Origin of the sequence: Mesorhizobium sp. M8A.F.Ca.ET.181.01.1.1 (assembly GCF_004792025.1) — a bacterium.
Lineage (GTDB): Bacteria > Pseudomonadota > Alphaproteobacteria > Rhizobiales > Rhizobiaceae > Mesorhizobium.
Genome location: NZ_SRTV01000009.1, coordinates 1 through 25,393 on the forward strand (window position 1 = coordinate 1; position 25,393 = coordinate 25,393).

Consider the following 25,393-nt stretch of genomic DNA (forward strand, 5'->3'; position numbering starts at 1 on the left):
GGGCCCCAGCTCATCCACGGTTTAAGCCACCTGAGGGGTGACGGGCTCTCGACCGCCGCCACGGATCAGGCAAGCACCTGGTCCGTGGCACCCTCAACAATGCACGATTCCAAACACACAAGGGGTGTTCCAGCTTGGCGCCAACTTACCCCTCACCCGGATTGCCAACCGATTTGTGAAGGACAAATCGGGGCAATCCGACCTCTCCCGCAAGGGGAGAGGTGCGGACGCGTTTGCCTACTCCACGATGCGATAAATGTTCCACAGGCTGGTGCCCGACACGACATAGGGCTCCATCTCCTTGCCCCATTTGGCGTGCGCGTCGATCTTGCCGATCTTGGCGAAGAATTCTTCCAGCTTGGCCAGGCTTTCGACCTCGTGATGCGACTCGACCGTCGCCTCGCGCGCGCCGATCGATCCGGTCATGATCTGGAATTTCAGGTCGGCGAGGCCGACCTGCGAACCGATCTCGCGTTCCCATTTCCTGAGCAATTCGAGCACGGTCTGCTTGTGTCCGAACTTGGCGTCGATCTGCCATCTGGCGCTGAACATGTTGGTTCTCCTCCGAGATTGCGGTTGAGCCCGCGGTTGATCTACTCGTCCCAGGCCTGCACGACGGTCTGCCGTGCGATCTGCCCTTTCTTCAGCTCCAGCATCGCCGCGGCGAACACTTTCGTGCCGTCCGGATAGGCGCAGGCCTGGGTGAAGGCGAGGCTGTCGCCGCTGGCGATGGTGGTGTCGACCTTGTGGGTCATTGCCCGGCTGCAGATATCGTCCCAGAACGTCGTGATCGCCGCGCGCCCACGGATTTCGCGTGGCTTGCTCGGCGGGTTGTTGCGGTCGATCACCCGCACCAGCGCATCGTCGGCATAGAAGCTCGACAGCGTCTTTCCATCACGGCCTTCGATCGCCTTTTTGATCGCCGGGCCGTCCACTATTTGGGTCTTGGTCAGCATTTCATCCTCCATATGCCCATCTACACGATCGGGCGGTTGATGCTTTGAGGTGCGGCCCGGCGCTCATCGCCGGGCCGGGGTCTTCACTGCGACTTGGCCTTCACGGCCGCGAACACGTCGTCGGTCTGCTTCTTGAAGGTCGCGAGATCGACCTGGCTGCCGTTGAGGATTGTCGACCAATGACGAACGATTGCCGCCATCGCGATCGTCTCCTTGATCTCCTCGTCGCTGGCGCCGTTGAGCTTGGCGGCTTCGGTGTGGAAATAGATGCAATACTGGCACGGGATCTGCGACGCGACCGCGAGCCCCATCAACTCCTTGGTCTTGCCGTCGAGCGCGGTCTTGGGGTTGAGCTGGATGCCCTTGATCTCGGCCCAGGCGCCGGCGATGGCGACGTCGGGCAGTGTCTTGAACATATCCGGCACCGAGCCGAGCGTCGCCTGGATGTCCTTGTAGGCGGCGGTCGCCGATGCATCCTCGGCTTTTGCGGGAGAGAGCGTTGACAGCGCGCCAATGCCTGCCGCGATCACAAGTAATCTGAGATTCAGCTTTGACTTGGGCATTTCATCCTCCGTTCGCAGCGCCTTCCGGGTGATATCCGCGTGGCCTGCATGGGGGAGATTGATAGCGCTTACATCGGTATGGCCGCTTCGCCCGAAAGCGCCATGGCACTCATGGCCCGTCCGGGCCAGCGTGCCTGATGGAAAATGCCGCCGCCGCCGCTCGCGATGGCAGGTCGAGCTTGAGCAGTATGTTGGCGACGTGGCGCTTGACCGTGTGTTCGCTCAGCCTGAGTTCAGCGGCGATCGCCGCATTGCTCTTGCCATCGGCGATCAAACTCACGACTTCGCTCTCGCGTGTGGTCAGGCAAGCCGGCTCGGTCGCCCTGGTCTTCGGCCGGCACGCCGGCTCCAGGTGCTGTTCGGACATCGCAAGTACGAGCGCCAGCGGCTCCTCCAACTCGTCGATGTCGACACGCCCGCGATCGACGAAATGAAGTCCCGAGCCGACTGCCAGATCGGCGACCAGCCTCGACGCCAATATCTCGCCGCGCCCTGCGTGAGCAGCGAGTTGTATCGTCACGCGGCCCGTCAATCCTGCTGGGGCCCCACGCGATTCGATCTCGCCGACATGCGCCCCTTGCGCGCTTGCCACCCCGATTTGCTGCGCCGCGTCGCGTAGCGCCGCCGCGCAGCGTAAGGCACGCCCCGGGCCGTCGAAGCGCGAAATCATCATTTCGCCGTGCATGTCCGCGCAGCGCCCGCCATGGCGCGCCACAAGTGTCCGCCATGTTTCGTGGAAATGCTCGCTGCGTTCGCTCCACATCCTGTCGCCCAGCCGTGCAGTGTCGTAGATGCGTGTCACCAGAAGGGCGGCCAGGACGCGCTCGGCTCCTGCCACGGCGCGCTCGCCGGTCAGGAATTCTTCGATCAGGTCGGCCACCCGGTCGACATCGCCGGTCCAGATCGGATGGTCGCGCCCTGGAATCTCGACCAGCCGCGCATTCGGGATTTTCCTGGCCAGGAAGCGGCTGGCGTCGGGATCGACCCGCGCATCGTTGCGGCGATGGATCAGCAGCGTCGGCGCGCTGATCGCCGCCAGCACACCACGTATATCGATTTCCGCATTCATTCGCGCGAGCGCCGCCGCTGCCGTCGGGCTCGCCGACAGCCGCTCGAAACGGGCCCACCACTGGGTAAAATGCGCGTCGTCGACCCGGCCCGGCGCGAAATTCGGCAAGGTGGCACCGGTGCCCCAGGCAGTCTCGGCCGTAACGATGAAGGCGTTGAGGCGTTCCGGCGGCATCACCCATTTGTGGAAATGCGCATAGCCGCCATAGAGCGCCAGGGCCCGCGTCCGCTCCGGATAGGTGGCGGCGAACAGCATCGCCAGCGGCGCTCCCTCGGAAGCGCCGAGCAGTGCGGCACGGCCGCTGCCGACTGCGTCCATCACCGCGCGCACATCATCCATGCGGGTCTCGAGGCTGGGCAGGTGATGGACATCGACGCGGTCCGAGAGACCCGTACCGCGCTTGTCGAACAGGATCAGCCGTGAGAAGGCCGAAAGCCGCCGCAAGAGTCTGGTATAACCTCGTCTTCCCAATGCAGGTCGAGATTGGAAATGAAGCCGGGGACGAAGACGAGGTCAAACGACCCCTGCCCGACCACCTGGTAGGCGATCCGCACCTCGCCGCTAAGGGCGTAACGGGTCTCGATCGGCCTCACGAGGTTGTCCGCCCGGCCTGACGATTTCTGATCGCCAACCATAGCAGAGCCGCGCCGGGTGCGGCAGCCTAAACTTTAGCGACGCGGAATATAAACGGCGCGGCCCGGCGGCTATTTTTGCGAGGCTGCGACGTCGGCCGGGAAGGCCTTGAGGCCGAGCTTGAGATCGGCCTCTGCCGGGGTGATCGGCCGCTTGATCCTGGCCGAGGCGACCACAACCAGTTCGTCGAACCCCTCACCGCCGCTGTCCAGCATCTCGAAGAACTGGCGCCGCATCCTCGGCTCCCAGAACTTGTTGATGTGCTCGGCGACGCCGGCAATGCCTTCCTCGCGTGGCCTGGAGTGGAAAAAGGCGGCGATTTGGTTGGCCATGCGCACCAGCTTTTCTCTGGTGCTCATGATGTGGTCTTCGTCATGCGACATGCTGGGCAACTCCGGAGATCACCTGGTCAGGGTGGGTAAAAACATCGAAATCGTCGCCGCGCACCAACGCCACCAGCGTCATGCCGGCTTCCTGCGCCGTGCGGATGGCAAGTGCGGTGGGCGCGGAAACGGCGATGATGAAGGCAGAACCGATCGCCGCCGTCTTCTGCACCATCTCGACCGAAACACGGCTGGTCACCACGACAGCGCCCGATGCGCCATCGATATTGGCCTTGGCCAGCGCGCCCGCCAGCTTGTCCAGCGCATTGTGGCGACCGACATCCTCGCGCGCCATGACGACGCCCTTGCCGGGCACGTAGAAACCGGCGGCGTGCACGGCCCCCGTCTCGGTATGCAGTGGCTGCACCTTCGACAACAGCTTGACCGAACGGGTGATGTCTTCGGCCTCAAGCGTAAGTTTCGACGCACCGACCGCATCGACCGAGCGCATTGCTTCCTCGATGGATTCGATGCCGCAGAGCCCGCAGCCGACCGGTCCGGCAAGCCGCCGCCGCCGCGCCTCGAAACGCGTATTGGCCTGGTCCTTCAACCGAATCTGGATGTCGATGCCGGCGCCGTGATCTTCCACTTCGATGGCTTCGATCTCTTCTGGCTCGGCGATGATGCCTTCGGTCAGCGAAAAGCCGAGCGCGAAATCCTCGAAATCGGCAGGGCTCGCCATCATTACCGCATGCGTGGTGCCGGCAAAGGAGAACGCCACCGGCGTCTCCTCAGGCACCATGCGGTTGGCCGCGGCCGTGCCGCTGGCGCGATGCGCCAGCCGCGAAATTTGCGTTGTCGCTTTGCGGCGCGCGGCCAAGACTACTCCGCCGCCTGCAGCGGAGTGATGCGGCGGCTCTGCTTGGCCTGTTCGTCATAGTCGCGCTGCCATTCAGACGGGCCGTTGGACGCGCCGACCTGCACCGCCGTCACCTTGTACTCCGGGCAGTTGGTCGCCCAGTCGGAAAAGTCGGTGGTGATGACGTTGGCCTGTGTGTCGGGATGGTGGAAGGTGGTGTAGACGACGCCCGGCGACACCCGGTCGGTGATCAGCGCGCGCAGCGTCGTCTCGCCCGAACGGCTGGTCAGCCGCACCCAGTCGCCATCGCGCAGGCCACGATTTTCTGCGTCGTGCGGATGGATCTCCAGCCGGTCCTCGGAGTGCCACGTGACGTTCTCGGTACGCCGCGTCTGCGCGCCGACATTGTACTGGCTGAGGATACGGCCGGTGGTCAGCAGCAGCGGGAAGCGCGGTCCGGTTCTTTCGTCCGTCGCCACATATTCGGTCCGGATGAACTTGCCCTTGCCGCGCACGAAGCCGTCGACATGCATGATCGGCGTGCCGAGCGGCGCCTTGTCGTTGCAGGGCCATTGCACGGAGCCGACCCGGTCGAGCAGGTCGAAGGAGACATTGGCGAAGCTTGGCGTCGTCTTGGCGATCTCGTCCATGATTTCGGCCGGATGCGTATAGTTCCAGTCGAGACCAATGGCGCGGGCGAGCTCCTGCGTCGCCTCCCAGTCGGCATAGCGCGCCTTCGGCTCCAGCACCTTGCGCACCATGTTGATGCGGCGCTCGGCATTGGTGAAGGTGCCGTCCTTCTCGAGGAAGGTCGAGCCGGGCAGGAAGACGTGCGCGTAGTTCGCCGTCTCGTTGAGGAAGAGGTCGTGCACGACCACGCATTCCATCGCGGCAAGGCCGGCGGCGACATGCTTGGTGTCGGGATCGGACTGCAAAATGTCCTCGCCCTGGATGTAGATGCCCTTGAAGGAGCCGTCGACGGCGGCATCCAGCATGTTGGGGATGCGCAGGCCGGGTTCGTCGTCCAGCTTCACGCCCCACAGGCTCTCATAGATGTCGCGCACCGCGTCGCCCGAAATGTGCCGGTAGCCCGGCAGCTCATGTGGGAACGAGCCCATGTCGCACGAGCCCTGCACGTTGTTCTGGCCGCGCAGCGGGTTCACGCCGACGCCGGGCCGGCCGATATTGCCGGTGGCCATTGCAAGGTTGGCGATCGCCATCACCGTGGTCGAGCCCTGGCTGTGCTCGGTGACGCCGAGGCCGTAATAGATCGCGCCATTGCCGCCCTTGGCGTAGAGGCGCGCGGCACCGCGGATCAGCTCGGGATCGACGCCGGACAGCTTACCCACGGTTTCGGGGCTGTTTTCCGGCAGGGCGACGAAGGATGCCCAGTCCTGGAATTCCGCCCAGTCGCAGCGCTCGCGGATGAAGGCTTCGTCGAACAGGCCTTCGGTGACGATGACATGCGCCAGCGACGTCAGCACGGCGACATTGGTGCCGGGCTTCAGCGGCAAATGGTAGTCGGCTTCGACATGCGCCGACTTGACCATCTCGGTGCGGCGCGGATCGAGCACGATCAACTTGGCGCCCTGGCGCAGCCGCTTCTTCAGCCGCGAGGCGAACACCGGGTGCGCGGATGCCGGATTGGCGCCGATGATGACGGCGACGTCGGTGAATTCGACCGAATCGAAGTCCTGCGTGCCGGCCGAGGTGCCGTAGGTCTGGCCGAGGCCGTAACCGGTCGGCGAATGGCAGACGCGCGCGCAGGTGTCGACATTGTTGTTGCGGAAGCCTTGCCGCACCAGTTTCTGGACGAGATAGGTCTCCTCATTCGTGCAGCGCGAGGAGGTGATGCCGCCGATCGCGGTGCGGCCGTACTGGTACTGGATGCGGCGGAATTCCTTGGCCGTATGGGCGATCGCCTCTTCCCAGCTCACTTCGCGCCAGGGATCGCTGACCTTTTCGCGGATCATCGGCGACAGGATGCGGTCCTTGTGCGTGGCGTAGCCATAGGCGAAGCGGCCCTTGACGCAGGAATGGCCGTGGTTTGCCATGCCTTCCTTGTAGGGCATCATGCGGATGACTTCGTCGCCCTTCACTTCGGCCTTGAACGAGCAGCCGACGCCGCAATAGGCGCAGGTGGTGACGGCGGAGCGCTCCGGCAGGCCCTTTTCGAGCACGGTCTTCTCGCGCAGCGCATCGGTCGGGCAGGCCTGCACGCAGGCGCCGCAGGACACGCATTCGGAAGCGATGAAGTCCTCGTGCATGCCGGCGACCATGCGCGATTCGAAGCCGCGACCCTCGATGGTCAGCGCGAAAGTGCCTTGCACCTCTTCGCAGGCGCGCACGCAGCGCGAGCAGACGATGCATTGCGCCGGATCATAGGTGAAATAAGGGTTGCTCTCGTCGCGGGCGATGTAGTCGACCGCCAGCGAGCCATGGCCCGGCGCGACGCCATTTTCTTCCTTGACGTGGTTGCGGCCCTCGACGCCGTAGCGGTTTTCGGTCAGGCCGACGGACTTCGCCACCACATCGAACTCGCTGGCGCCGGTTCCGGCCTTCTCGTTCCAGCCGGTAGGATGGTCGGAGACATAGAGTTCCATGACGCCGCGGCGGATGGCGTCGAGCCTGTCCGACTGCGTACGCACCACCATGCCTTCGCCGACCGGCGTCGTGCAGGAGGCCGGTGTGCCGCCGCGTCCTTCGATCTCGACGAGGCAGACGCGGCAGGAACCGAAGGAGTCCAGCATGTCGGTGGCGCAGAGTTTCGGGATTTCGACCCCGCCTTCCATCGCCGCGCGCATGATCGACGTGCCTTCCGGCACGCTGATGCTGCGGCCATCGACGGTCAGCGTGACCTGTTTCTCAGCCTTCGATTGCGGCGTTCCGTAATCGAGTTCTTCGATGAGCGTCGGGAAGTCGGCCTTGATGTTCATCTGCCAGCTCCTATTCAGCAGCCACGCGCGCCGGCGCGGGCTTGAAATCCTCGGGGAAATGCGTGATCGAGCTCATCACCGGGTAGGGCGTGAAGCCGCCCAGCGCGCAGAGCGAACCGAACTTCATCGTGTTGCAGAGGTCTGTGACCAGAGCGAGGTTCTTCTCCGGCTCGATGCCGGCGGCGAGCCTGTCGATGGTTTCCACGCCTCGCGTCGAGCCGATGCGGCAAGGCGTGCACTTGCCGCAGCTTTCGATGGCGCAGAATTCCATGGCGAAGCGTGCCTGCTTCAGCATGTCGGCGGCATCGTCGAAAATCGTGATACCGGCGTGGCCGATCAGTCCATCGCGCTTGGCGAATTCTTCGTAGTCGAACGGCGTGTCGAACAGCGCGCGCGGGAAGTAGGCGCCGAGCGGGCCGCCAACCTGCACCGCCTTGACCGGACGTCCGGTGGACGTGCCGCCGCCGATATGGTCGACGATCTCGCCCAGCGTAAGGCCGAAAGCGGTTTCGAACAGGCCGCCTTGCTTGACGTTGCCGGCGATCTGGATCGGGATCGTGCCGCGCGAGCGGCCCATGCCGAAATCCTTGTAGAAGGCGGCGCCCTTGTCCATGATGATAGGTACGGAAGCCAGCGAGATGACGTTGTTGATCACCGTCGGCTTGCCGAACAAGCCTTGGATCGCGGGCAGCGGCGGCTTGGCACGCACCACGCCGCGCTTGCCCTCCAGGCTGTTGAGCAACGAGGTTTCCTCGCCGCAGACATAGGCGCCGGCGCCGACGCGGATTTCCATGTCGAAGGCATTGGGCGAACCCAGCACATTGACGCCGAGCACGCCGTGCTTGCGGGCAATCTCGACGGCCTTGTTCATTGTTGCCACCGCGTGCGGATATTCCGAGCGGATGTAGACAAAGCCCTTGGTCGCGCCGGTGGCGATGCCGGCGATCGCCATGCCTTCGATGAGCACGAAGGGGTCGCCCTCCATGATCATGCGGTCGGCGAAGGTGGCGCTGTCGCCCTCGTCGGCGTTGCAGACGATGTATTTGCGTTCCGATGTCGTATCGAGCACCGTCTTCCACTTGATACCGGTCGGGAAGCCGGCGCCGCCACGCCCCCGCAGTCCGGAGTCGGTCACTTGGCTGACGATGTCGGCGGGCGCCATGGCCACTGCATTCTGCAGGCCTTTCAATCCGCCGAGCGATTTGTAGGCATCGAGCGACAGCGGGTCGTTGATGCCGCAGCGCGCGAAGGTCAGCCGTGTCTGCTTGGCGAGGAACGGGATCTTGTCCGGGGCGCCGAGCCAGCGCTTGTGATGCCCGCCCTTGAGGAAGCCGCTGTCGAACAGGCTCTTCACGTCAGACGGCTTCACCGGCCCGTAGGCGACACGGCCACTGGCTGTCGCCACTTCGACCATCGGTTCGAGGAAATAGGCGCCACGCGAGCCGTTGCGCACGATCTTGGCCTCGATGCCGCGTTCGGCGAGTTCGTTTGCGATCGCCTTGGCGACCTTTTCCGCGCCCAGCGCCAGCGCGCCGGAATCGCCGGGAATATAGATGCGGGGGGTCATGAGCGCACCTCTGCTACGATCTCGTCGATCTTTTCGTCATCGAGCCGTCCGATTACCTCGCCGTCCAGCATCGCCGACGGCGAACAGGCGCACAGTCCGAGACAATAGACCGGCTCGAGCGTAACCGATCCGTCACGCGTGGTCTCGTGGAAATCGATACCGAGCAACTGCTTGATCCTGGCGGCGACCGCGTCCGAACCCATCGACTGGCAGGCTTCCGCCTGGCAGAGCTTGAGCACGTGCCGGCCGGCCGGGCGGGCGCGGAAGTCGTGATAGAAGGTGACGACGCCGTGCACCTCGGCCCTGGACAGGTTCAGCCCATCGGCAATCACGGGCACGGCGTCGTGCGGTACGTGGCCGAACTCTTCCTGAATGCCGTGGAGGATCGGCAGCAACGGACCCTCGAGGTCCTTCAACTCCTGGATAATCGCCGCAGTGCGTGACGCGATCTCGGTACTTGCAGGCTGCATCGTCATGCAGCGCCCTCCCTGGTCGATAGCTTTTAGCGCTAAGTCTTTACAAAATCAGAGGAAACCCGCGAAATCAATAAAGCGGTTTCGTTGCTCGATAGAAAATCTCTATCGATGGGCTTCAGCTAGCATTGTCTAGCCTAGCGGTGCGCCCGGAAATCGTCTGCCAGCGCCATCGCCTCGTCCAGCAGCGCCTGGACCAGCGGCGTGTGCGGCTCACGCGGTGCGGCGACCAGCCCGACCGTGTGGCTGGCATCGGGCTCGACGATCGGAATGGCCCGGATCGGTTCGGAAAAACCGAATGTTTCCGCAAGGTTGAGCGGCATGATCGATGACCATTTGCCGGTTCGGATGTGCGAAAACAGCACGATCATCGAATTCGATTCCAGCGTCGGCCGCACCTGCACGCCGGCTTCGGCCAGGTGCTGGTCGATGATGCGGCGGTTCTGCATGTCCGGCGTCAACAGGCAAAGCGGCAGCTGGCTGATCTCGGCCCATGTCACTTTGTCGCGGTCGGAATAGGGATTGCCGATTGCGGTGATCAATTGGTAGCGCTCGTCATAGAGCGGCACGCTGGTCACCCGTCCCAGCGGTTCGTTGTCGAGATAGGTGATGCCGGCATCGACATCGAAATTGCCGAGCAGCGAAAGCACTTCGATAGAGGTTCGCGACAGCACCGAAAAGGTGACACCCGGGTGCTTGTCTCGAAAGGGCGTCGTCAATCTGGCCACCATGGCCAATGCTGTCGGGATGGCGGCAATACGAATGCGGCCGGAGAGACCGTGGCGCGCCGCCCGCATTTCCTCGCGCATGGTCCTGGAGTCGCCGACGATGCGGCGCGCCCATACCAGCACCTGCTTGCCCTCCGGCGTCAGGCCCTGAAAGCGCGAGCCGCGCAGGACGAGCATGACGCCGAGCTGGCCTTCCAGTTGCTTGATGCCGGCCGACAGCGTCGGCTGGGTGACGCCACACACTTCCGCGGCCCGGCCGAAATGCTCTTCCCTGGCCAGCGCGATGAAGAATTCCAGCTTGTCGATCATTGGCGGAGGCTATCCGGCGCGGCGGCGGCGCGCCAGATGGTGCCGTGCTCAATCATCCAATGCATGTCGCCCAAAAGTGACTTCGGTTTTGGGGTGACGGCATGCATAGGAAAACTCTCGCGCCGCGCTGCCCGATCCCGGGATTTACCGGTCCACGAGATTGAGGATATTGCCGTCCGGATCCTTGAACCATGCGACTTTCATGCCGCCGCCGACATGGAGGTCACCCTCCATCGTCAGGCTGGGCATGTCGTAATGCTCGAAGGTGACACCCTTTGACCTGAGGGCGTTGACGACATCGGCGATTTTGTCGCCGACCATCCAGGTCACCGCAGTCGCCTTGTTGGTCCCCGCGAATTTGGAACGATAGACATTGATGGTGGTGTCGCCGCTTTTGTACACGATCAATTCGCCGCCCTCATCGTGCACCTGTTTCAGGCCGAGCGTCCCCTCATAGAAAGCCTTTGCCTTGGCAAGGTCCCTGACCGCGAGATTGGCTGTTGCGTTGCTGTTTTCAAGCATGATCGTCTCCTTTCCTGGTTGTTCCCTCGTCATTGAACTGCGTCGAACGTGCCATTTCTGAAGTAGGGCCGCCCAGCCGCTTGACGAGCGTCAAGGACATGCGCCCTTGCTGCAAGTTGTGCCTTCAAACGGCGCCGATCCACATCTTTCAGCCGGTTTACTGTTTCCTGCGGCCGCGTGCGACGCTATGTGGATGCAACTGGTGCGCAGGGAGGGACGAACATGCTGGGCTGGTTCCGCAAGCTGTTGCCGCGCGAGGATCGCTTCTTCGACCTGTTCGAACAGCATTCCCGTACCGTGGTCGCCGGCGCCGAGGCACTCCAGTTGCTTCTCCAGGGCAAGGATATCGAACGCAGGTGCCAGGAGATCATCGATCTCGAAAACGAGGCGGACGACATAACCGCGCAGGTGCTGCTTGCGGTGAGGCGGTCTTTCATCACGCCTTTCGACCGCGGCGACATCAAGGATCTGATCCAATCGATGGATGACGCCATCGACACGATGCACAAGACCGTCAAGACGGTGCGGCTGTTCGAAAAGCGCGAATTCGATCCGCTGATGCAGGAAATGGGCGGCGTCATCGTCGACACCGCCAAGCTGGTCGCGGAGGCGATCCCGCTGCTCGCCAAGGTCGGCGCCAACAGCACACGCCTCAATGAACTCGCCGAGGAGGTCATGCGTGCCGAGGGCCGGGCAGACGACCTGCATGAGCAGGGTTTGAAGGATTTGTTCAAGCACCACAATGGCGGTGATGCGATGGCCTATCTGATCGGCTCGGAAATCTATGGCCAGCTTGAGAAGGTGGTCGACCGTTTCGAGGACGTCGCCAACGAGATCAGCGGCATCGTCATCGAGAACGTCTAGCGATGGAAGCGACCATCGCCTTTCCCCTGCTCGTCGGCCTCGTCGCCGTGGCGCTGTTCTTCGATTTTCTCAATGGCCTGCACGACGCGGCCAACTCCATCGCCACCATCGTCTCCACGCGGGTGCTGCGGCCGCATTATGCGGTGCTGTGGGCGGCCTTCTTCAATTTCATCGCTTTCCTGTTCTTCGGCCTTCATGTCGCCGAGACCGTCGGCAAGGGCATCGTCGACGTCAGTGTCGTCACCCCGGCGGTGATCTTCTCGGCGCTGGTCGGCGCTATTGTCTGGAACATCGTCACCTGGATCGCCGGTATTCCGTCGAGCAGCTCGCACGCGCTGATCGGCGGGCTGGTTGGGGCCGGGGTCGCAAAGGCGGGCTTCGGCGCCATCGTCTGGTCGGGCCTGGGCAAGACGGTCGCCGCGATCGTGCTGTCGCCGGCAACCGGTTTCGTCCTGGCGCTTCTCCTGGTCCTGGTGGTTTCATGGCTGTTCGTGCGACAGACGCCATTCGCTGTCGACAGCACGTTTCGCGTCCTGCAGTTCTTTTCGGCCTCGCTCTATTCGCTCGGCCATGGCGGCAACGACGCCCAGAAAACCATGGGCATCATCGCCGTGCTGCTCTATTCGCAAGGCATGCTCGGCACCTCGTTCTATGTACCGCTGTGGGTCGTCCTCACCTGCCAGTCGGCGCTGGCGCTGGGCACGCTCTTGGGCGGCTGGCGCATCGTCCACACAATGGGCTCGAAGATCACGCGCCTCAATCCGATGCAGGGTTTCTGCGCCGAGACCGGCGGCGCGATCACCCTGTTCGCAGCCACCTGGCTCGGCGTCCCGGTCTCGACCACGCACACGATCACCGGTGCCATCATCGGTGTCGGCGCGGCTCGGCGTATCTCGGCCGTCCGCTGGGGCATCGCCGGCAACATCGTTGTCGCCTGGGTCGTCACCTTGCCGGCGACGGCGGCGATTTCCGCTCTCACCTACCTGGCGCTCAGCCTGGCCCGGTGATGTCGCGGCGTGGCGCTTGGAGCCGTCCGCGTTCTGCACTATGTGAGCTGCAGCCGAACGCCAGGGAATAACCGCCATGTCCATTACCAAGGAAATCGTCACCGAGCGCCTGAAGACGGTGAACGGGCCGGATTTCACCGGCAACATCGTCGACCTCGGCATGGTTTCCGAGATTTTCATTGCCGATTCGAAAGTGTTCTTCTCGATCACCGTTCCCGCCGCGCGCGCCCCGGAGATGGAGCCGTTGCGCGCCGCCGCCGAGCGGGTGGTGAAGGCCATTCCCGGCGTTGCCGGCGCGGTCGTCGCGCTGACGGCTGAAAAGAAAGGCGGCGGCATGGAGGCACCGGTTCCATCGCGCCCCGCACCCAGGCCGGCACCGCCCGCCGCCGCACCGCGCGCGGCTCCGCATGCTCCTGCTTCGCAGAGCCACGGCAAGCGCGGTGTGCCCGGCATCGAGGCGATCATCGCGGTCGCCTCCGGCAAGGGTGGCGTCGGCAAGTCGACCACGGCCGTCAATCTGGCGCTCGGTCTTGCCGCCAATGGCTTGCGGGTCGGCGTGCTCGATGCCGACATCTATGGCCCGTCCATGCCCAGGCTGCTCAACATCCATGGCCGGCCGCAGACGGTCGACGGCAAGATCCTGAAACCGATGGAGAATTATGGCCTCAAGGTGATGTCGATGGGTTTCCTCGTCGATGAGGAGACGCCGATGATCTGGCGCGGGCCGATGGTGATGTCGGCGCTGACGCAGATGCTTCGTGAGGTCGAATGGGGGCGGCTCGACGTGCTCGTCGTCGACATGCCGCCCGGCACTGGCGACGCCCAGCTCACCATGGCCCAGCAGGTGCCGCTGGCCGGCGCCGTCATCGTCTCGACACCGCAGGACCTGGCGCTGATCGATGCCCGCAAAGGCCTCAATATGTTCAAAAAAGTCGATGTGCCGCTGCTCGGCATCGTCGAGAACATGAGCTACTTCCTCGCCCCGGATACCGGCAAGCGCTACGATATTTTCGGCCATGGCGGCGCGCGCCGTGAGGCCGAGAGGCTGGGCGTCACCTTCCTCGGCGAGGTGCCGCTGGAAATGGGCATTCGCGAGAGCTCGGACGCCGGCACGCCGGTGGTCGTCTCCAAGCCCGAGGGCGCAGAGGCGAAAATCTATCGCGATATCGCTTCCAAGGTCTGGGACAGGGTCAACGAGGAACGCGGCGCGGCCGAAGCGGCTGTGCCGAGCATCGTGTTTGAGTGACCCTCGAGGGGAAGGGATCAGCCGCCGACTTTCTCGCCGAATGCCGAAAAGAACTGTCCGGCCAGCTTCTTCGAGGTCGATTCGATCAGCCGGCTGCCGAGCTGCGCGATCTTGCCGCCGACTTCCGCCTTGGCCGCATATTTGAGGACCGTCGCGTCCGGCCCGTCGGCGGTCAGGGTGACATCGGCACCGCCCTTGGCGAAGCCGGCAATGCCGCCCTTGCCTTCGCCCTGGATGGTGTAGGCATGCGGGGGCTTGAGATTCTTCAGCGTCACTTCGCCGTTGAAGGTCGCCTTGATCGGCCCGATCTTCAGCACCACCGTCGCCGCCATCTCGGTCGCCGATTTCATTTCCAGGCTCTGGCAGCCCGGAATGGCGTCCTTCAGGACGGTTGGGTCATTCAGCGCTTCCCACACTTTCTGCACGGGTGCGGCGATACGTTCCTCGCCTTCGATCACCAAAGCCATCAAAACCTCCCCGATCGCCGATGTCGGATTGGTCGTAGCGCGCGGCTCGATAGCTGTCTATCGCACCAAAGTCCGGATTCAGATCACGCGTGCCCCTTGCCTGCATCCGCGCGTTGTCATATCGATTTGTCATACAAATACGGAGACCATGATGGCTGGCGCCCCTACGAAAAAGAAAAAGTTCCGCTCGCAGGAGTGGTTCGACAATCCCGACAATCCGGGAATGACGGCGCTTTATCTCGAGCGCTACCTTAATTACGGGCTGACACGCGCCGAGCTGATGTCGGGCAAACCGCTGATCGGCATCGCCCAGACGGGCTCTGATCTTTCGCCTTGCAACCGGCACCACATCGAGCTCGCCAAGCGCGTGCGCGAAGGCATCGTCTCGATGGGGGGCATTCCTTTCGAATTCCCCTGTCACCCGATCCAGGAGACCGGCAAGCGGCCGACCGCCGCCCTTGACCGCAACCTCGCCTATCTCAGCCTTGTCGAAGTGCTCTATGGCTATCCGCTGGACGGCGTCGTGCTGACCATCGGCTGCGACAAGACCACGCCTGCCTTGCTGATGGCGGCGGCCACCGTCAACATCCCGGCCATCGCGCTGTCGGTCGGCCCGATGCTCAATGGCTGGCACAAGGGCAAGCGCACCGGCTCGGGCACTATCGTCTGGGAATCGCGCCAGCGCCTGTCGGCCGGCGAGATCGACTATGACGAGTTCATGGACATCGTTGCCTCCTCGGCGCCGTCCACGGGCTACTGCAACACGATGGGCACCGCCACCACGATGAATTCGCTGGCCGAGGCGCTCGGCATGCAGTTGCCCGGTTCGGCCGCCATCCCCGCGCCGTACCGCGAGCGCGGCCAGATCGCCTATGAGACTGGAAAGCGCATCGTCGACATGGTGCACGAGGACCTGAAACCGTCCGACATCATGACGCGCAAGGCCTTCGAAAACGCCATCGTCGTCAATTCGGCGATCGGCGGTTCCACCAACGCGCCGATCCATCTCAACGCGATCGCCCGCCATCTCGGCGTGCCGCTCGACAATGATGACTGGCAGAAGGTCGGTCTCAAGGTGCCGCTCATCGTCAACCTGCAGCCGTCGGGTGAATATCTCGGCGAAGATTATCACCATGCCGGTGGCGTGCCTGCCGTGGTGGCCGAGCTGATGAAGGCCGGAATGCTGCCGCACCCCGATGCCCTGACCGTCAACGGCAAGTCGATCGGCGACAACTGCAAGGGGGTCGCCAACGAGAACACCGACGTCATCCGCACCGTGGCCGAGCCGCTGAAGGCCAATGCCGGCTTCATCAACTTCAAGGGCAATCTGTTCGATTCGGCGATCATGAAGATGAGCGGCATCTCGCCCGAATTCCGCGAGCGCTATCTATCGAACCCGAACGACCCGGAAGCCTTCGAGGGCAACGCCATGGTCTTCGATGGGCCGGAGGATTACCACGCCCGCATCGACGACCCGGCGCAAGGCATAGACGAGCACACCATCCTGTTCATGCGCGGCGCTGGCCCGGTCGGCTATCCCGGCGGCGCCGAGGTCGTCAACATGCAGCCGCCGGCCTACCTCATCAAGAAGGGTATCCACGCGCTGGCCTGCATCGGCGACGGCCGCCAGTCCGGCACGTCGGGCTCGCCGTCGATCCTGAATGCCTCGCCGGAAGCCGCGGTCGGCGGCGGTCTGGCGTTGCTCAAGTCCGGCGACCGCGTCCGCATCGATCTGAGGAAAGGCACCGCGAACATCCTCGTCAGCGACGACGAGATCACGCGGCGGCGCGCCGAGCTGCAGAAAGATGGCGGCTACCATTATCCCCAGCACCAGACGCCATGGCAGGAGATCCAGCGCGGCATGGTCGACCAGTTCTCGGCCGGCATGGTGCTGAAGCCGGCGGTGAAATACCAGGATGTCGCCCATACCATGGGCGTGCCTCGCGACAATCACTGATTATTCCACGGAATAGTCATCGATTATTCCTGGCTGGTCACGGATGAGGATGGACGAGGACCGGCGGCCTGATCGATCAGGCCGCCGGTCTGACGGCGTAGCCGGGAATGCTCCGTCCTTGACAAGACCGCCCAACAATTCCAACATCACCGCAAGGGGTGCATCGCGACCACCCCGTGAGGCGTCAGCCCAATGTTCGCGTCCAAGCTTCTCTTTTCAGGAGGTGGACGCCATGCCGTCAACAACCGAAATTACCGTACAGCAACTATCCCGTCTGGTTGGTTTGCCCGGCGCGCCTGTAATCGTCGATGTCCGCCTCGATGAGGACTACGATGCCGACCCGCGCCCGCTGCCGGCCTCGCACCGGCGCAACTTCAAGACCGTCTCGACCTGGGCAGCCGACCTTGCCGGCAGCCAGGTGGCCGTGGTCTGCCAGAAGGGGCAAAAGCTCTCGCAAGGCGTGGCCGCCTGGCTGCGGCACCAGGGCGTTGCCGCCGAATCCCTCGAAGGCGGTTTCGAGGCCTGGCGTGATGCCGGCGGCCTACTGGTCCACGCCGCCAAGATCCCGTTCCGCGATGAAAAAGGCCGCACCGTCTGGGTGACGCGGGCTCGCCCCAAGGTCGATCGCATCGCTTGCCCCTGGCTGATCCGGCGCTTCGTCGATCCGCATGCGGTCTTCCTCTTTGTCGAGGCGGCCGAAGTGCCTGCTGTCGCGGACCGCTTTCAGGCCGTGCCCTTCGACATCGACAATGTATTCTGGAGCCATCGCGGCGAACGCTGCACCTTCGACACGATGATCGAGGAGTTCGGGCTGGAATCCCAGGCACTCGATCGCCTTGCCACGATCGTGCGCGCGGCCGACACCGCCAGGCTCGATCTCGTTCCCCAAGCCGCCGGATTCCTTGCCGCCTCGCTTGGCCTGTCACGCATGTTCCGCGACGATCTGGAACAGCTGGAGGCGGGGATGGTTCTCTATGACGCGTTCTTCCGCTGGTGCCGCGACGCCACTGAGGAGACGCACAACTGGCCGGGCGGGGCGAAGCCAACATGAGCAGCCTCATTTCGGGAGAAAGTGCAGACATCGTCGAGGTGCCGGCGGTCCCGAGCTTCCGCGAAGCCACGAAACTCTGGGCGAAGATCGGATTGCTGAGCTTCGGCGGGCCAGCGGGGCAGATCGCGCTCATGCACAAGGAATTGGTCGAGGATCGGCGCTGGATCGGCGAGCAGCGTTTCCTGCATGCCTTGAACTACTGCATGCTGCTGCCCGGTCCCGAAGCCCAGCAACTCGCCATCTACATCGGCTGGCTGCTGCACAGGACGGCCGGCGGTCTCGTCGCCGGCATCCTGTTCGTGGTGCCGGGCGCACTCGTCATGCTCACCTTGAGCATCCTCTATGCGCTCTACGGCGATGTCCCGCTGGTCGAGTCTCTGTTCTTCGGCGTCAAGGCCGCCGTGCTCGCGGTCGTGGTCGAGGCGGTGATCCGCATCGGCCGCCGCGCCTTGAAGAACCGGGTGATGGTGGCGATCGCGCTTTGCGCTTTTCTCGGCATCTATGTCCTCAGCATTCCGTTCCCGCTCATCGTCCTGATTGTGGGATTGGTGGGATGGGCGGGAAACCGCGTCGCGCCAGCCCTGTTTTCCGGTGCGGCGCACGGCAAGAACGATGCTCCCGACATCAAGGGCGCGGTCGACCTGATGTTCGAGCGCGGCCAACTGGCCCATGCCAGACCGACAAGATGGCATGCGCCGCGCATTATCGCGATCTGGCTGCCGATCTGGCTCGGGCCGGTTCTGTTGCTCTGGGCGCTCACCGGGACAAACAGCGTATGGACGCAGATAGGCGGTTTCTTCAGCCTGATGGCGGTCGTCACCTTCGGCGGCGCCTACGCGGTTCTTGCCTATGTCGCACAGGCGGCCGTCGAATCCTTCGGCTGGCTGGCGCCCGGCGAGATGGTCGATGGCCTCGGGCTTGCCGAGACCACGCCGGGGCCGCTCATTCTGGTGTTGCAGTTTGTCGGCTTTATCGCCGCCTTTCGCCACTCCGGCGCGATAGGCCCGTTGTTTGGCGGATCGCTTGGAGCGCTGCTGACCTTATGGGTTACGTTCACGCCCTGCTTCTTCTGGATATTCCTCGGCGCGCCCTATATCGAGGCCCTGCGCGGCAACAAGGCTCTGTCGGCTGCGCTCGGCGCCATCACCGCCGCCGTGGTCGGCGTCATCCTGAACCTGGCTCTATGGTTTGCCTTGCACGTCATCTTCCACGACGTGCGCAAGTTGGGCCTCGGCATGAACGTGCCGGTGCCGTCGTCGATCGACTGGCGCGCCGCACTGCTGTCCTGCGCCGCCATGATTGCCATCCTCAGGCTGAAGGTCGGCATGCTGCCGACACTTGCCGGGTCGGCCCTGGCCGGCGTCTTGCTGCTGGCGGTGAGCGGATAGACGCCGGTCACTATCTTTGTATTCCGCCGGCCAACCACCTAACTGGTGGGAAAACGGATTGGACACTCATGGCGCAACGACGCTCTTCTCTTGGCTTTCTCGGCATGTTCGGCCGCTCCGGTGATCTGCGGCAGCTCGATGCCGCCTTGCGCGGCGCCGACCTGCATCCGGCCCTGGTGCCGGAGGGCGTAAAACTCACCATCGTCAATCTGATGAAGGACCACTGGCCCGAGGAACCGCCGCCGCGGGCCTATCCGCGGGTGGCGACCCTGTTCAGCTACTGCATCGCCGGACCGGAAACCTTCGAGCGGGCGCAAGGTCCGCAACAGCGGCTCGATGCGGAGCGCCGGATCGAGGCGGCTCTCGAAGCCGGCGACGGCCTCGATGCCCAGATCGTGCTGATGGCGCTGCACGCCAAGCTGATCAACGCCGAAGTCGTCGAACACTACGGGCTGGCAGCCGAGTAGACTGTTTGACGAGGAGCGGCTACCCGCCCATACCGCCGCGCGGCAGCTTGATCATGTCGCCGAAGCGGGCGCGCAATTTGTCGTCGAGCAGCTTCGGCACATGGCGCGGAAAGCGCTCGGCAAGGATGCGTTTCTTCTCGATGATCGCCCGCTGCAATATGTCGGGCCGGCCCTTCTCATTCCATTCCTTCGGCGAAAACCGGTCGCCAACGGCGGGATAGAAATATTCCGTCTGCATCAGCCGCAGCGTCTGCTCGTTGCCGAGATAGTGCCCCGGGCCTTTCAGGCAGACATCGGCGATGGTGGCGATCGACAGCGCTTCGTCGGTCACCTCGATGCCGCGCACGCAGCGCAGGCAATGACCGAGCATGTCGTTGTCGATGATCAGGCTTTCCAGGCAGAAGCCGAGCAGCGAGGCATGCATGCCGGCCGATTCATAGACCAGGTTGAGCCCGGCAAGGCCGGCCATTACGTCGGTGATGCCCTTTTCATAACCGGACTGGATGTCGGGCAGCTTCGAATCCGTCATGCCTGCGGCCGAGCCGCCCGGCAGGTCGTAGAATTGCGCCATCTGGGCGCAGGCGGCGGTCAGCACCGCCTGTTCGGCCGAGCCGCCCGACATGGCGCCTGTGCGCAGGTCCGATACGAACGGCCAGGTGCCGAAGATCGCCGGATGCCCCGGCTTGATGGCGTTGACATAGACCAGACCGGCCAGCACTTCGGCCACCGCTTGCACCACGGCGCCGGCAATCGCCGCCGGCGCCGTGGCGCCGGCCTGTCCGGCCGACAGCAGCAGGATTGGAATGCCGCCCTCGACGCATGCTTCGAGCACGCCGCAGGCATCCTCGGCGAATTTCATCGGCGGCACGACGAAGCAGTTCGAGTTCGACACGAACGGCCTGGCGCGGAAATTGTCCTCGCCGCCGGCAATCGCGTAGAGCATTTCGAGCGCCGGCTGCACGTTCTCGCGCACCGTGAACGAGGTGCCGACATGCTTGGACGTGCCCATCACGCAGGCGTAGAGCGTGTTGAAGTCCATTTCGAGCGGATCGGGAATGTCGCGCGGCACCATCGGCCGCTGAAAGAAATGGATGTTGTCGAGCCCTTCGACGATGCGGGCCGCGTCATAGATGTCCTGCAGCAGCGACTCACGGTATTCGCGCTTCTCGACATCGACCAGATGCACGGCGGCACCCGCCGTGCCGTAATGCACGCGCTTGCCCTGTATCACCATGTCGTGTTTGGGATCCTGGCCGTGCAAGGTGAAATTCCGTGCCGCCTTCTTGATCGTCTCGAGCACCAGCGCGCGCGGGAACCGGATGCGGCCGTCATCGCCATAGGTGGCGCCGGCCTGGGTCAGCGCCTCGATGCAGGAGGGGATGGCGTTGGCGAAGCCGACTGTCTCCAGAAGCGTCAGCACCGCTTCGTGGATACGCTCGCGATCATTGCCCTTGAGTGGTCCGTAGCTGCCGCCCTCGAGGCCGGCACGCACCGGTTTGATGTCGTCGGCGAGCGGCGCTGCCCGCATCGCGCGACGCGCTTCGCGCCCCCCGGAGCGGCGGGAGCGTTGATCCGCCGCGTCCTGCTTTTCAAGAACCACTGACATGGAAAACACTCCACCTTTCCTGAGAAACAGCGCGGCGGTTGGTCCACCATCGGCTGCTTCTTCCCCTTTGTGCCACGACTATGCCGCCGGCATTGGCACAGCCTATGAGCCAGCGGGTTCAGTCGAGTATGCCAGAGAAAAGGGAGCGGGAGCCGCTTGAAGGCGGCTCCCGTCAAAGGATCGAAGAATGGATCAGGCCGCGGCGGGTCTGCGGCCAGCGGCGGTGGCCAATTCCCGGATGCCGGGCTCGATGTGCTGCAGCGCGATCGAGGAAATGCCCAACCGCATGAAACGCGAAGGCTTTTCGGTACGGTCGAAGAAGCGGTCGCCCGGCTCGATGATGACGCTGCGCGAGGCGGCGGCCTCGGCCAAACCGCGGGAATCGGTACCCCGTGGTCCTTCCAGCCAAAGCGAGGTGCCGCCGGCCGAATCCGTCGAGCGCCACTCCGGCAAGAAGGCGGAAATCGCATGGACCAGGCGCTTGCGCCGCTCGTCGAAGGCGCTCGACAGCCGCCGCACCAGCGCTTCGTGATGGCCGAGCGAGAGGAACAATGCCACGGCGCGCTGGTTGTTGGCCGGCGGATGGCGCAGCATGAAACGGCGCAGCGCCCGGAGTTCGGCGATCAGTCCAGCCGAGGCCACGATGTAGCCAAGCCGCAGGCCCGGCGCCAGCGTCTTCGACATCGAGCCGACATAGACGACACGGCCGGAGCGGTCGAGGCTCTTCAGCGCCTGCTGCGGTGCCTCGTCGAGAAGCTGGCTGTCATAGCCGTCCTCGATGATGATCTGGTTGTGCCGGTTGGCGCGCGCCAGGAGGTCCTGCCGTCGCTCGGCCGACATCGGCACCATGGTCGGGCAATGATGGCTGGGGGTGACGAAGACGAAGCCGGAATCATTGGGAATGGAAGAGGTTACGATACCCGACTGGTCGACCGGCACCGGCTCGATGTCGGCGCCCGCGAGGCGGAAGATCGAGCGTGCATCGGGGTAGCCCGGATCCTCCATCGCCACTTTCGAGCCCTTGGTCATCAGCAGCGAGGCCAGCATGTAGAGCGCGTTCTGGGCGCCCAGCGTGACGATGATTTCGTCGGGATTGGCGAAGATGCCGCGCCTGGGCAAGAGCCGTGCCTGGATCTGCTCGATCAGCAGCGGATCGTCGCGGTCGACCATGTCGGACGCCCAGTTGCGGATCTCCAGCACGGCCAGCGCCATGCGGTTGCACTCGCGCCACTCGGCGGTCGGAAACAGCGCCGGGTCGAACTGGCCGTAGACGAAGGGGTAGGACGACTTGATCCAGTTCTCGTGCTTGGCCGGCGGCGGCATGTCGCTGGCCGCGATCTGCCGGCGCGCCTTCCAGTCGATCTCGTTGGCCTGGTCGGGCGCCTTCTGGTGCGGCTTGGCCGGCGTCGCCAGCACTTCGGGATTGACGAAATGGCCGCGCCGCTCGCGCGCCACCAGGAAACCCTGGTCGACGAGCTGCTGGAAGGCCAGCACCACCGTGCCGCGCGCCACGCCGAGTTTCTCGGCCAGGATCCGGCAGGAGGGAAGCGGCATCGAAGCGGCGATCTGGCGGTCGAGAATGGCGGCCACGATGGCTTGGCGGATCTGCGCCTGCAAGGTTTGGCCGGATTCGGCCGAAATCCGGAACAGGCCGGACCATATCGCCGTGTCGTTTCTCTGTGGCATGGGAGATGTTCCTCGATGGCCAGCTTTTTTGCTTGGCTGGACCAGCCGAACGTAACCGTGGCACAAGGGGTTGCGCCAATCAATTTTTCTGATCTTTGGGATTTATGCCAGTGATCCTTCAAGCTCGAAATAAGCCGCGACCACCTCGCCGCCCGATACATTGTGTCATCGCATCGTGATGCGCTGCGTCATCGCCGCGTATTGACCGGATGGAATTCGGCTCAATAGTTGTGGCGCGACGACACGCGCCGGAAACATCCGGTCTGATATGGTGCGTCCAAAACGCCAGGAGTCCCCCGCCAGTGGATCAGTCAGCCTTCCAGAAACAGCTTGCCGCCCTGCGCGATCATCGCGCCGCGGTCCCTGGCGACATGCGCCAGGCCTTCGCCGCCGATCCGCAACGCTTCAAGACGTTCTCCGCCACCGATGGTGACCTCCTGCTCGACTGGTCGAAATGCGCCGTCGACGCCGCGACCATGGATTTGCTGGAAAAACTGGCCGCCGCCGCGGATATCGAGGGCCGCCGCGCCGCCATGTTCGCCGGCAAGAAGATCAACGTCACCGAAGACCGCGCCGTGCTGCACACGGCGCTGCGCAACCTCACCGGCAAGGGGGTCACGGTCGACGGCCAGGACGTCAAGGCGGATGTCATTGCCGTGCTCGACGCGATGGGCGCCTTCGCCGATGCGATCCGCTCGGGCAAGGCAACAGGCGCCACCGGCAAGAAGATCACCGACATCGTCAACATCGGCATCGGCGGCTCTGACCTTGGTCCGGCCATGGCGACGCTGGCGCTCGCTCCCTATCATGACGGTCCGCGCGCGCATTATGTCTCCAACATTGACGGCGCCCATATCCACGACACGCTGAAGGGGCTGTCCGCCGAAACCACGCTGTTCATCATTGCCTCCAAGACCTTCACCACGGTCGAGACGATGACCAATGCGCAGACGGCGCGCGACTGGGTGCAGAAAGCGCTCGGCAAGGAAGCCGTGGGCAAGCATTTCGCCGCCGTCTCGACCGCGCTCGACCTGGTGGCCAAGTTCGGCATCGAGCCGGATCGCGTCTTCGGCTTCTGGGACTGGGTCGGCGGCCGCTATTCGCTGTGGGGCGCGATCGGCCTGCCGGTCATGATCGCCATCGGCCCGCGGAATTTCCGCGCCTTCCTCGACGGCGCGCACGAGATGGACGAGCATTTCCGCACCGCGCCGCTCCAGAAGAACCTGCCGGCGCTCCTGGGGCTGGTCGGCTGGTGGCACCGCGTGATCTGCGGCTATCCGGCCCGCGCGGTCATCCCCTACGACCAGCGGTTGTCACGGCTGCCGGCCTATCTGCAGCAGCTCGACATGGAATCGAACGGCAAGAGCGTCACCCTTGACGGCACGCCGGTGGCGACGCCGACCGGGCCTCTGGTCTGGGGCGAGCCAGGCACCAACGGGCAGCACGCCTTCTTCCAGCTGCTGCACCAGGGCACCGATCTGATCCCGGTCGAGTTCCTCGCCGCCGCGGTCGGCCACGAGCCTGATCTCAAGCATCAGCATGACCTGCTGCTCGCCAACTGCCTGGCGCAGTCGGAAGCCTTGATGAAGGGCCGCACGCTGGACGAGGCACGCACGCAGATGCTGGCCAAGGGCATGAAGCCGGCCGATGTCGACCGCATCGCGCCGCACCGTGTCTTCTCCGGCAACCGGCCCTCGGTGACCATCCTCTACCGCAAGCTCGACCCGCGCACCTTCGGCCGGCTGATCGCGCTCTACGAGCACCGCGTCTTCGTCGAGGGAACGCTGTTCAACATCAACTCCTTCGACCAGTGGGGCGTAGAGCTCGGCAAGGAACTGGCGACCGGCCTCCTGCCTGTCGTGGAAGGCAAGGAAAGTGCCGCCAAGCGCGACGCGTCGACCGCTGGCCTTGTGGGATACATCCGCCAATTGCGTGGTTCGGAGTGAAAAGTTTGGCAGACATCAAGGGAATATTGTTCGACAAGGACGGGACACTTGTCGATTTCAACGCGACCTGGCTCGGCGTTGCCGATTTCATGGCCATGGATGCAGCCGACGGCGATCGCTGGAAGGCCGACAGGCTGCTCGCGGCCGCCGGTTTCGATTTCGCCAACCGGCGCTTCAAGCCCGACTCCATCTTTGCCTCCGGCACCAATCTCGACGTCGTCGAACTGTGGTTTCCGCGCCTGTCCAACGAGGATCAGATGCTGGCCGTCGCCCGCTTCAACGAGATCACTTCGGTTCAGGGCTCGGCGATGGCGGTGGCACTGCCTGATATCGTCGACACGCTGGCCCTGCTGCACAAGCGATCCTACCGGCTTGGCGTCGCCACCAACGATTCGACCAGCGGCGCCGAAAAAACGCTGGTCACGCTCGGCGTGGCGCAACTGTTCGTCGCCGCTTACGGATATGACGCCGTCGCCAATCCCAAGCCCGCCCCGGACACCATCCAGGCCTTCTGCGACCTCACCGGCCTGAAGCCAAGCGAGATCGCCATGGTCGGCGACAACAGGCACGATCTCGAAATGGCGCGCGCCGGCGGCTGCGGCCTCGCGGTCGGCGTGCTCTCCGGCACCGGCACCCGCGAATCGCTGGCCGAGATCGCCGACGTCATCCTGGATTCGGTTGCCGACCTGCCGGATTTTCTGGCCGCACGGGTCAAGGAGACGGCGTGATCCGGAGAAGGGGTGGGAAGGTGGTTTGACTTCGATGGCCGA

General features: G+C 64.1%; 23 protein-coding genes. 9 read left to right on the top strand and 14 right to left on the bottom strand.

Annotated elements, in window-relative coordinates:
• Window positions 1-237: 237 nt before the first annotated feature.
• The 11 genes from EN824_RS26745 to EN824_RS26795 all read right to left on the bottom strand — a co-directional run bounded on the left by EN824_RS26745 (window position 238) and on the right by EN824_RS26795 (window position 10,938).
• Window positions 238-552 carry a hypothetical protein gene (locus EN824_RS26745; RefSeq protein ID WP_127281015.1) on the bottom strand — a complete coding sequence of 105 codons (315 nt, stop codon included), beginning with the start codon at window positions 550-552 and terminating at the stop codon, window positions 238-240.
• Window positions 553-593: 41 nt separating this feature from the next.
• Window positions 594-956, bottom strand: coding sequence for a nuclear transport factor 2 family protein (locus EN824_RS26750; protein WP_127281016.1), 363 nt, complete (start codon window positions 954-956; stop codon window positions 594-596).
• An 83-nt stretch (window positions 957-1,039) separates the two neighbouring features.
• Window positions 1,040-1,519, bottom strand: coding sequence for a carboxymuconolactone decarboxylase family protein (locus EN824_RS26755; protein WP_135882947.1), 480 nt, complete (start codon window positions 1,517-1,519; stop codon window positions 1,040-1,042).
• A gap of 109 nt (window positions 1,520-1,628) precedes the next feature.
• Window positions 1,629-3,032, bottom strand: coding sequence for an alpha/beta fold hydrolase (locus EN824_RS26760; RefSeq protein ID WP_245521026.1), 1,404 nt, complete (start codon window positions 3,030-3,032; stop codon window positions 1,629-1,631).
• Between the two features lie 260 nt (window positions 3,033-3,292).
• A complete protein-coding gene (locus tag EN824_RS26765) occupies window positions 3,293-3,604 on the bottom strand; it encodes a formate dehydrogenase subunit delta (protein WP_135882945.1) in 312 nt (103 codons plus the stop codon).
• Entirely contained in the window at window positions 3,594-4,424 is an 831-nt protein-coding gene (fdhD, locus tag EN824_RS26770; protein ID WP_135921154.1) for a formate dehydrogenase accessory sulfurtransferase FdhD, read from the bottom strand. Before fdhD ends, EN824_RS26765 begins: the two co-directional genes overlap by 11 nt.
• A gap of 2 nt (window positions 4,425-4,426) precedes the next feature.
• Window positions 4,427-7,339, bottom strand: coding sequence for a formate dehydrogenase subunit alpha (fdhF, locus tag EN824_RS26775; protein ID WP_135932886.1), 2,913 nt, complete (start codon window positions 7,337-7,339; stop codon window positions 4,427-4,429).
• Window positions 7,340-7,349: 10 nt separating this feature from the next.
• Window positions 7,350-8,906 carry an NADH-quinone oxidoreductase subunit NuoF gene (locus EN824_RS26780; protein WP_135932887.1) on the bottom strand — a complete coding sequence of 519 codons (1,557 nt, stop codon included), beginning with the start codon at window positions 8,904-8,906 and terminating at the stop codon, window positions 7,350-7,352.
• Window positions 8,903-9,382: a formate dehydrogenase subunit gamma gene (locus EN824_RS26785; protein WP_127276423.1), complete on the bottom strand. Its 480-nt coding sequence runs from the start codon at window positions 9,380-9,382 to the stop codon at window positions 8,903-8,905. The genes EN824_RS26780 and EN824_RS26785 overlap by 4 nt, the downstream gene beginning before the upstream one ends.
• A 134-nt stretch (window positions 9,383-9,516) precedes the next feature.
• Window positions 9,517-10,416: a LysR family transcriptional regulator gene (locus EN824_RS26790; RefSeq protein ID WP_127276421.1), complete on the bottom strand. Its 900-nt coding sequence runs from the start codon at window positions 10,414-10,416 to the stop codon at window positions 9,517-9,519.
• Window positions 10,417-10,560: 144 nt separating this feature from the next.
• The gene (locus EN824_RS26795) at window positions 10,561-10,938 is read right to left on the bottom strand and encodes a VOC family protein (RefSeq protein WP_135921148.1); all 378 of its coding nucleotides are present in this window, start codon (window positions 10,936-10,938) and stop codon (window positions 10,561-10,563) included.
• Between the two features lie 222 nt (window positions 10,939-11,160).
• Here EN824_RS26795 and EN824_RS26800 point away from each other — a divergent pair, with 222 nt between their 5' ends.
• From EN824_RS26800 to EN824_RS26810, 3 genes are all read left to right on the top strand, one after another.
• Window positions 11,161-11,802 carry a DUF47 domain-containing protein gene (locus EN824_RS26800; RefSeq protein ID WP_135862208.1) on the top strand — a complete coding sequence of 214 codons (642 nt, stop codon included), beginning with the start codon at window positions 11,161-11,163 and terminating at the stop codon, window positions 11,800-11,802.
• Between the two features lie 2 nt (window positions 11,803-11,804).
• A complete protein-coding gene (locus EN824_RS26805) occupies window positions 11,805-12,809 on the top strand; it encodes an inorganic phosphate transporter (protein ID WP_127870681.1) in 1,005 nt (334 codons plus the stop codon).
• Window positions 12,810-12,885: 76 nt separating this feature from the next.
• Complete coding sequence (locus tag EN824_RS26810) at window positions 12,886-14,055, top strand: Mrp/NBP35 family ATP-binding protein (protein WP_127276413.1); 1,170 nt, start codon at window positions 12,886-12,888, stop codon at window positions 14,053-14,055.
• Between the two features lie 17 nt (window positions 14,056-14,072).
• Here EN824_RS26810 and EN824_RS26815 read toward each other — a convergent pair whose 3' ends face one another.
• A complete protein-coding gene (locus tag EN824_RS26815; RefSeq protein WP_135921146.1) occupies window positions 14,073-14,522 on the bottom strand; it encodes a carbon monoxide dehydrogenase subunit G in 450 nt (149 codons plus the stop codon).
• 151 nt (window positions 14,523-14,673) lie between these two features.
• On the opposite strand from EN824_RS26815, the gene EN824_RS26820 reads away from it, so the two are divergent.
• From EN824_RS26820 to EN824_RS26835, 4 genes are all read left to right on the top strand, one after another.
• Entirely contained in the window at window positions 14,674-16,479 is a 1,806-nt protein-coding gene (locus EN824_RS26820; RefSeq protein ID WP_135862204.1) for an IlvD/Edd family dehydratase, read from the top strand.
• Between the two features lie 232 nt (window positions 16,480-16,711).
• Entirely contained in the window at window positions 16,712-17,530 is an 819-nt protein-coding gene (locus tag EN824_RS26825) for a sulfurtransferase/chromate resistance protein (RefSeq protein WP_135862201.1), read from the top strand.
• Window positions 17,527-18,918 (top strand): chromate efflux transporter, encoded by a 1,392-nt coding sequence (gene chrA / locus EN824_RS26830; RefSeq protein WP_135862199.1) that lies wholly within the window; start codon window positions 17,527-17,529, stop codon window positions 18,916-18,918. Before EN824_RS26825 ends, chrA begins: the two co-directional genes overlap by 4 nt.
• Before the next feature lie 68 nt (window positions 18,919-18,986).
• Entirely contained in the window at window positions 18,987-19,385 is a 399-nt protein-coding gene (locus tag EN824_RS26835; protein WP_127276403.1) for a hypothetical protein, read from the top strand.
• 19 nt (window positions 19,386-19,404) lie between these two features.
• Here EN824_RS26835 and EN824_RS26840 read toward each other — a convergent pair whose 3' ends face one another.
• Window positions 19,405-20,991 carry a trimethylamine methyltransferase family protein gene (locus EN824_RS26840; RefSeq protein WP_135862197.1) on the bottom strand — a complete coding sequence of 529 codons (1,587 nt, stop codon included), beginning with the start codon at window positions 20,989-20,991 and terminating at the stop codon, window positions 19,405-19,407.
• Between the two features lie 192 nt (window positions 20,992-21,183).
• The gene (locus EN824_RS26845; RefSeq protein WP_127278323.1) at window positions 21,184-22,677 is read right to left on the bottom strand and encodes a PLP-dependent aminotransferase family protein; all 1,494 of its coding nucleotides are present in this window, start codon (window positions 22,675-22,677) and stop codon (window positions 21,184-21,186) included.
• 302 nt (window positions 22,678-22,979) lie between these two features.
• Here EN824_RS26845 and pgi point away from each other — a divergent pair, with 302 nt between their 5' ends.
• Window positions 22,980-24,623 (top strand): glucose-6-phosphate isomerase, encoded by a 1,644-nt coding sequence (pgi, locus tag EN824_RS26850; protein ID WP_127278324.1) that lies wholly within the window; start codon window positions 22,980-22,982, stop codon window positions 24,621-24,623.
• A gap of 5 nt (window positions 24,624-24,628) precedes the next feature.
• Window positions 24,629-25,351: an HAD family hydrolase gene (locus EN824_RS26855; protein ID WP_127278325.1), complete on the top strand. Its 723-nt coding sequence runs from the start codon at window positions 24,629-24,631 to the stop codon at window positions 25,349-25,351.
• Window positions 25,352-25,393 lie beyond the last annotated feature (42 nt).

Coding starts and splice junctions, on each gene's coding strand:
- EN824_RS26745 (WP_127281015.1), bottom strand. CDS start 552: ATGTTCAGCGCCAGATGGCAGATCGACGCCAAGTTCGGACACAAGCAG.
- EN824_RS26750 (WP_127281016.1), bottom strand. CDS start 956: ATGCTGACCAAGACCCAAATAGTGGACGGCCCGGCGATCAAAAAGGCG.
- EN824_RS26755 (WP_135882947.1), bottom strand. CDS start 1,519: ATGCCCAAGTCAAAGCTGAATCTCAGATTACTTGTGATCGCGGCAGGC.
- EN824_RS26765 (WP_135882945.1), bottom strand. CDS start 3,604: ATGTCGCATGACGAAGACCACATCATGAGCACCAGAGAAAAGCTGGTG.
- fdhF (WP_135932886.1), bottom strand. CDS start 7,339: ATGAACATCAAGGCCGACTTCCCGACGCTCATCGAAGAACTCGATTAC.
- EN824_RS26780 (WP_135932887.1), bottom strand. CDS start 8,906: ATGACCCCCCGCATCTATATTCCCGGCGATTCCGGCGCGCTGGCGCTG.
- EN824_RS26785 (WP_127276423.1), bottom strand. CDS start 9,382: ATGACGATGCAGCCTGCAAGTACCGAGATCGCGTCACGCACTGCGGCG.
- EN824_RS26790 (WP_127276421.1), bottom strand. CDS start 10,416: ATGATCGACAAGCTGGAATTCTTCATCGCGCTGGCCAGGGAAGAGCAT.
- EN824_RS26795 (WP_135921148.1), bottom strand. CDS start 10,938: ATGCTTGAAAACAGCAACGCAACAGCCAATCTCGCGGTCAGGGACCTT.
- EN824_RS26800 (WP_135862208.1), top strand. CDS start 11,161: ATGCTGGGCTGGTTCCGCAAGCTGTTGCCGCGCGAGGATCGCTTCTTC.
- EN824_RS26805 (WP_127870681.1), top strand. CDS start 11,805: ATGGAAGCGACCATCGCCTTTCCCCTGCTCGTCGGCCTCGTCGCCGTG.
- EN824_RS26810 (WP_127276413.1), top strand. CDS start 12,886: ATGTCCATTACCAAGGAAATCGTCACCGAGCGCCTGAAGACGGTGAAC.
- EN824_RS26815 (WP_135921146.1), bottom strand. CDS start 14,522: ATGGCTTTGGTGATCGAAGGCGAGGAACGTATCGCCGCACCCGTGCAG.
- EN824_RS26820 (WP_135862204.1), top strand. CDS start 14,674: ATGGCTGGCGCCCCTACGAAAAAGAAAAAGTTCCGCTCGCAGGAGTGG.
- EN824_RS26825 (WP_135862201.1), top strand. CDS start 16,712: ATGCCGTCAACAACCGAAATTACCGTACAGCAACTATCCCGTCTGGTT.
- chrA (WP_135862199.1), top strand. CDS start 17,527: ATGAGCAGCCTCATTTCGGGAGAAAGTGCAGACATCGTCGAGGTGCCG.
- EN824_RS26835 (WP_127276403.1), top strand. CDS start 18,987: ATGGCGCAACGACGCTCTTCTCTTGGCTTTCTCGGCATGTTCGGCCGC.
- EN824_RS26840 (WP_135862197.1), bottom strand. CDS start 20,991: ATGTCAGTGGTTCTTGAAAAGCAGGACGCGGCGGATCAACGCTCCCGC.
- EN824_RS26845 (WP_127278323.1), bottom strand. CDS start 22,677: ATGCCACAGAGAAACGACACGGCGATATGGTCCGGCCTGTTCCGGATT.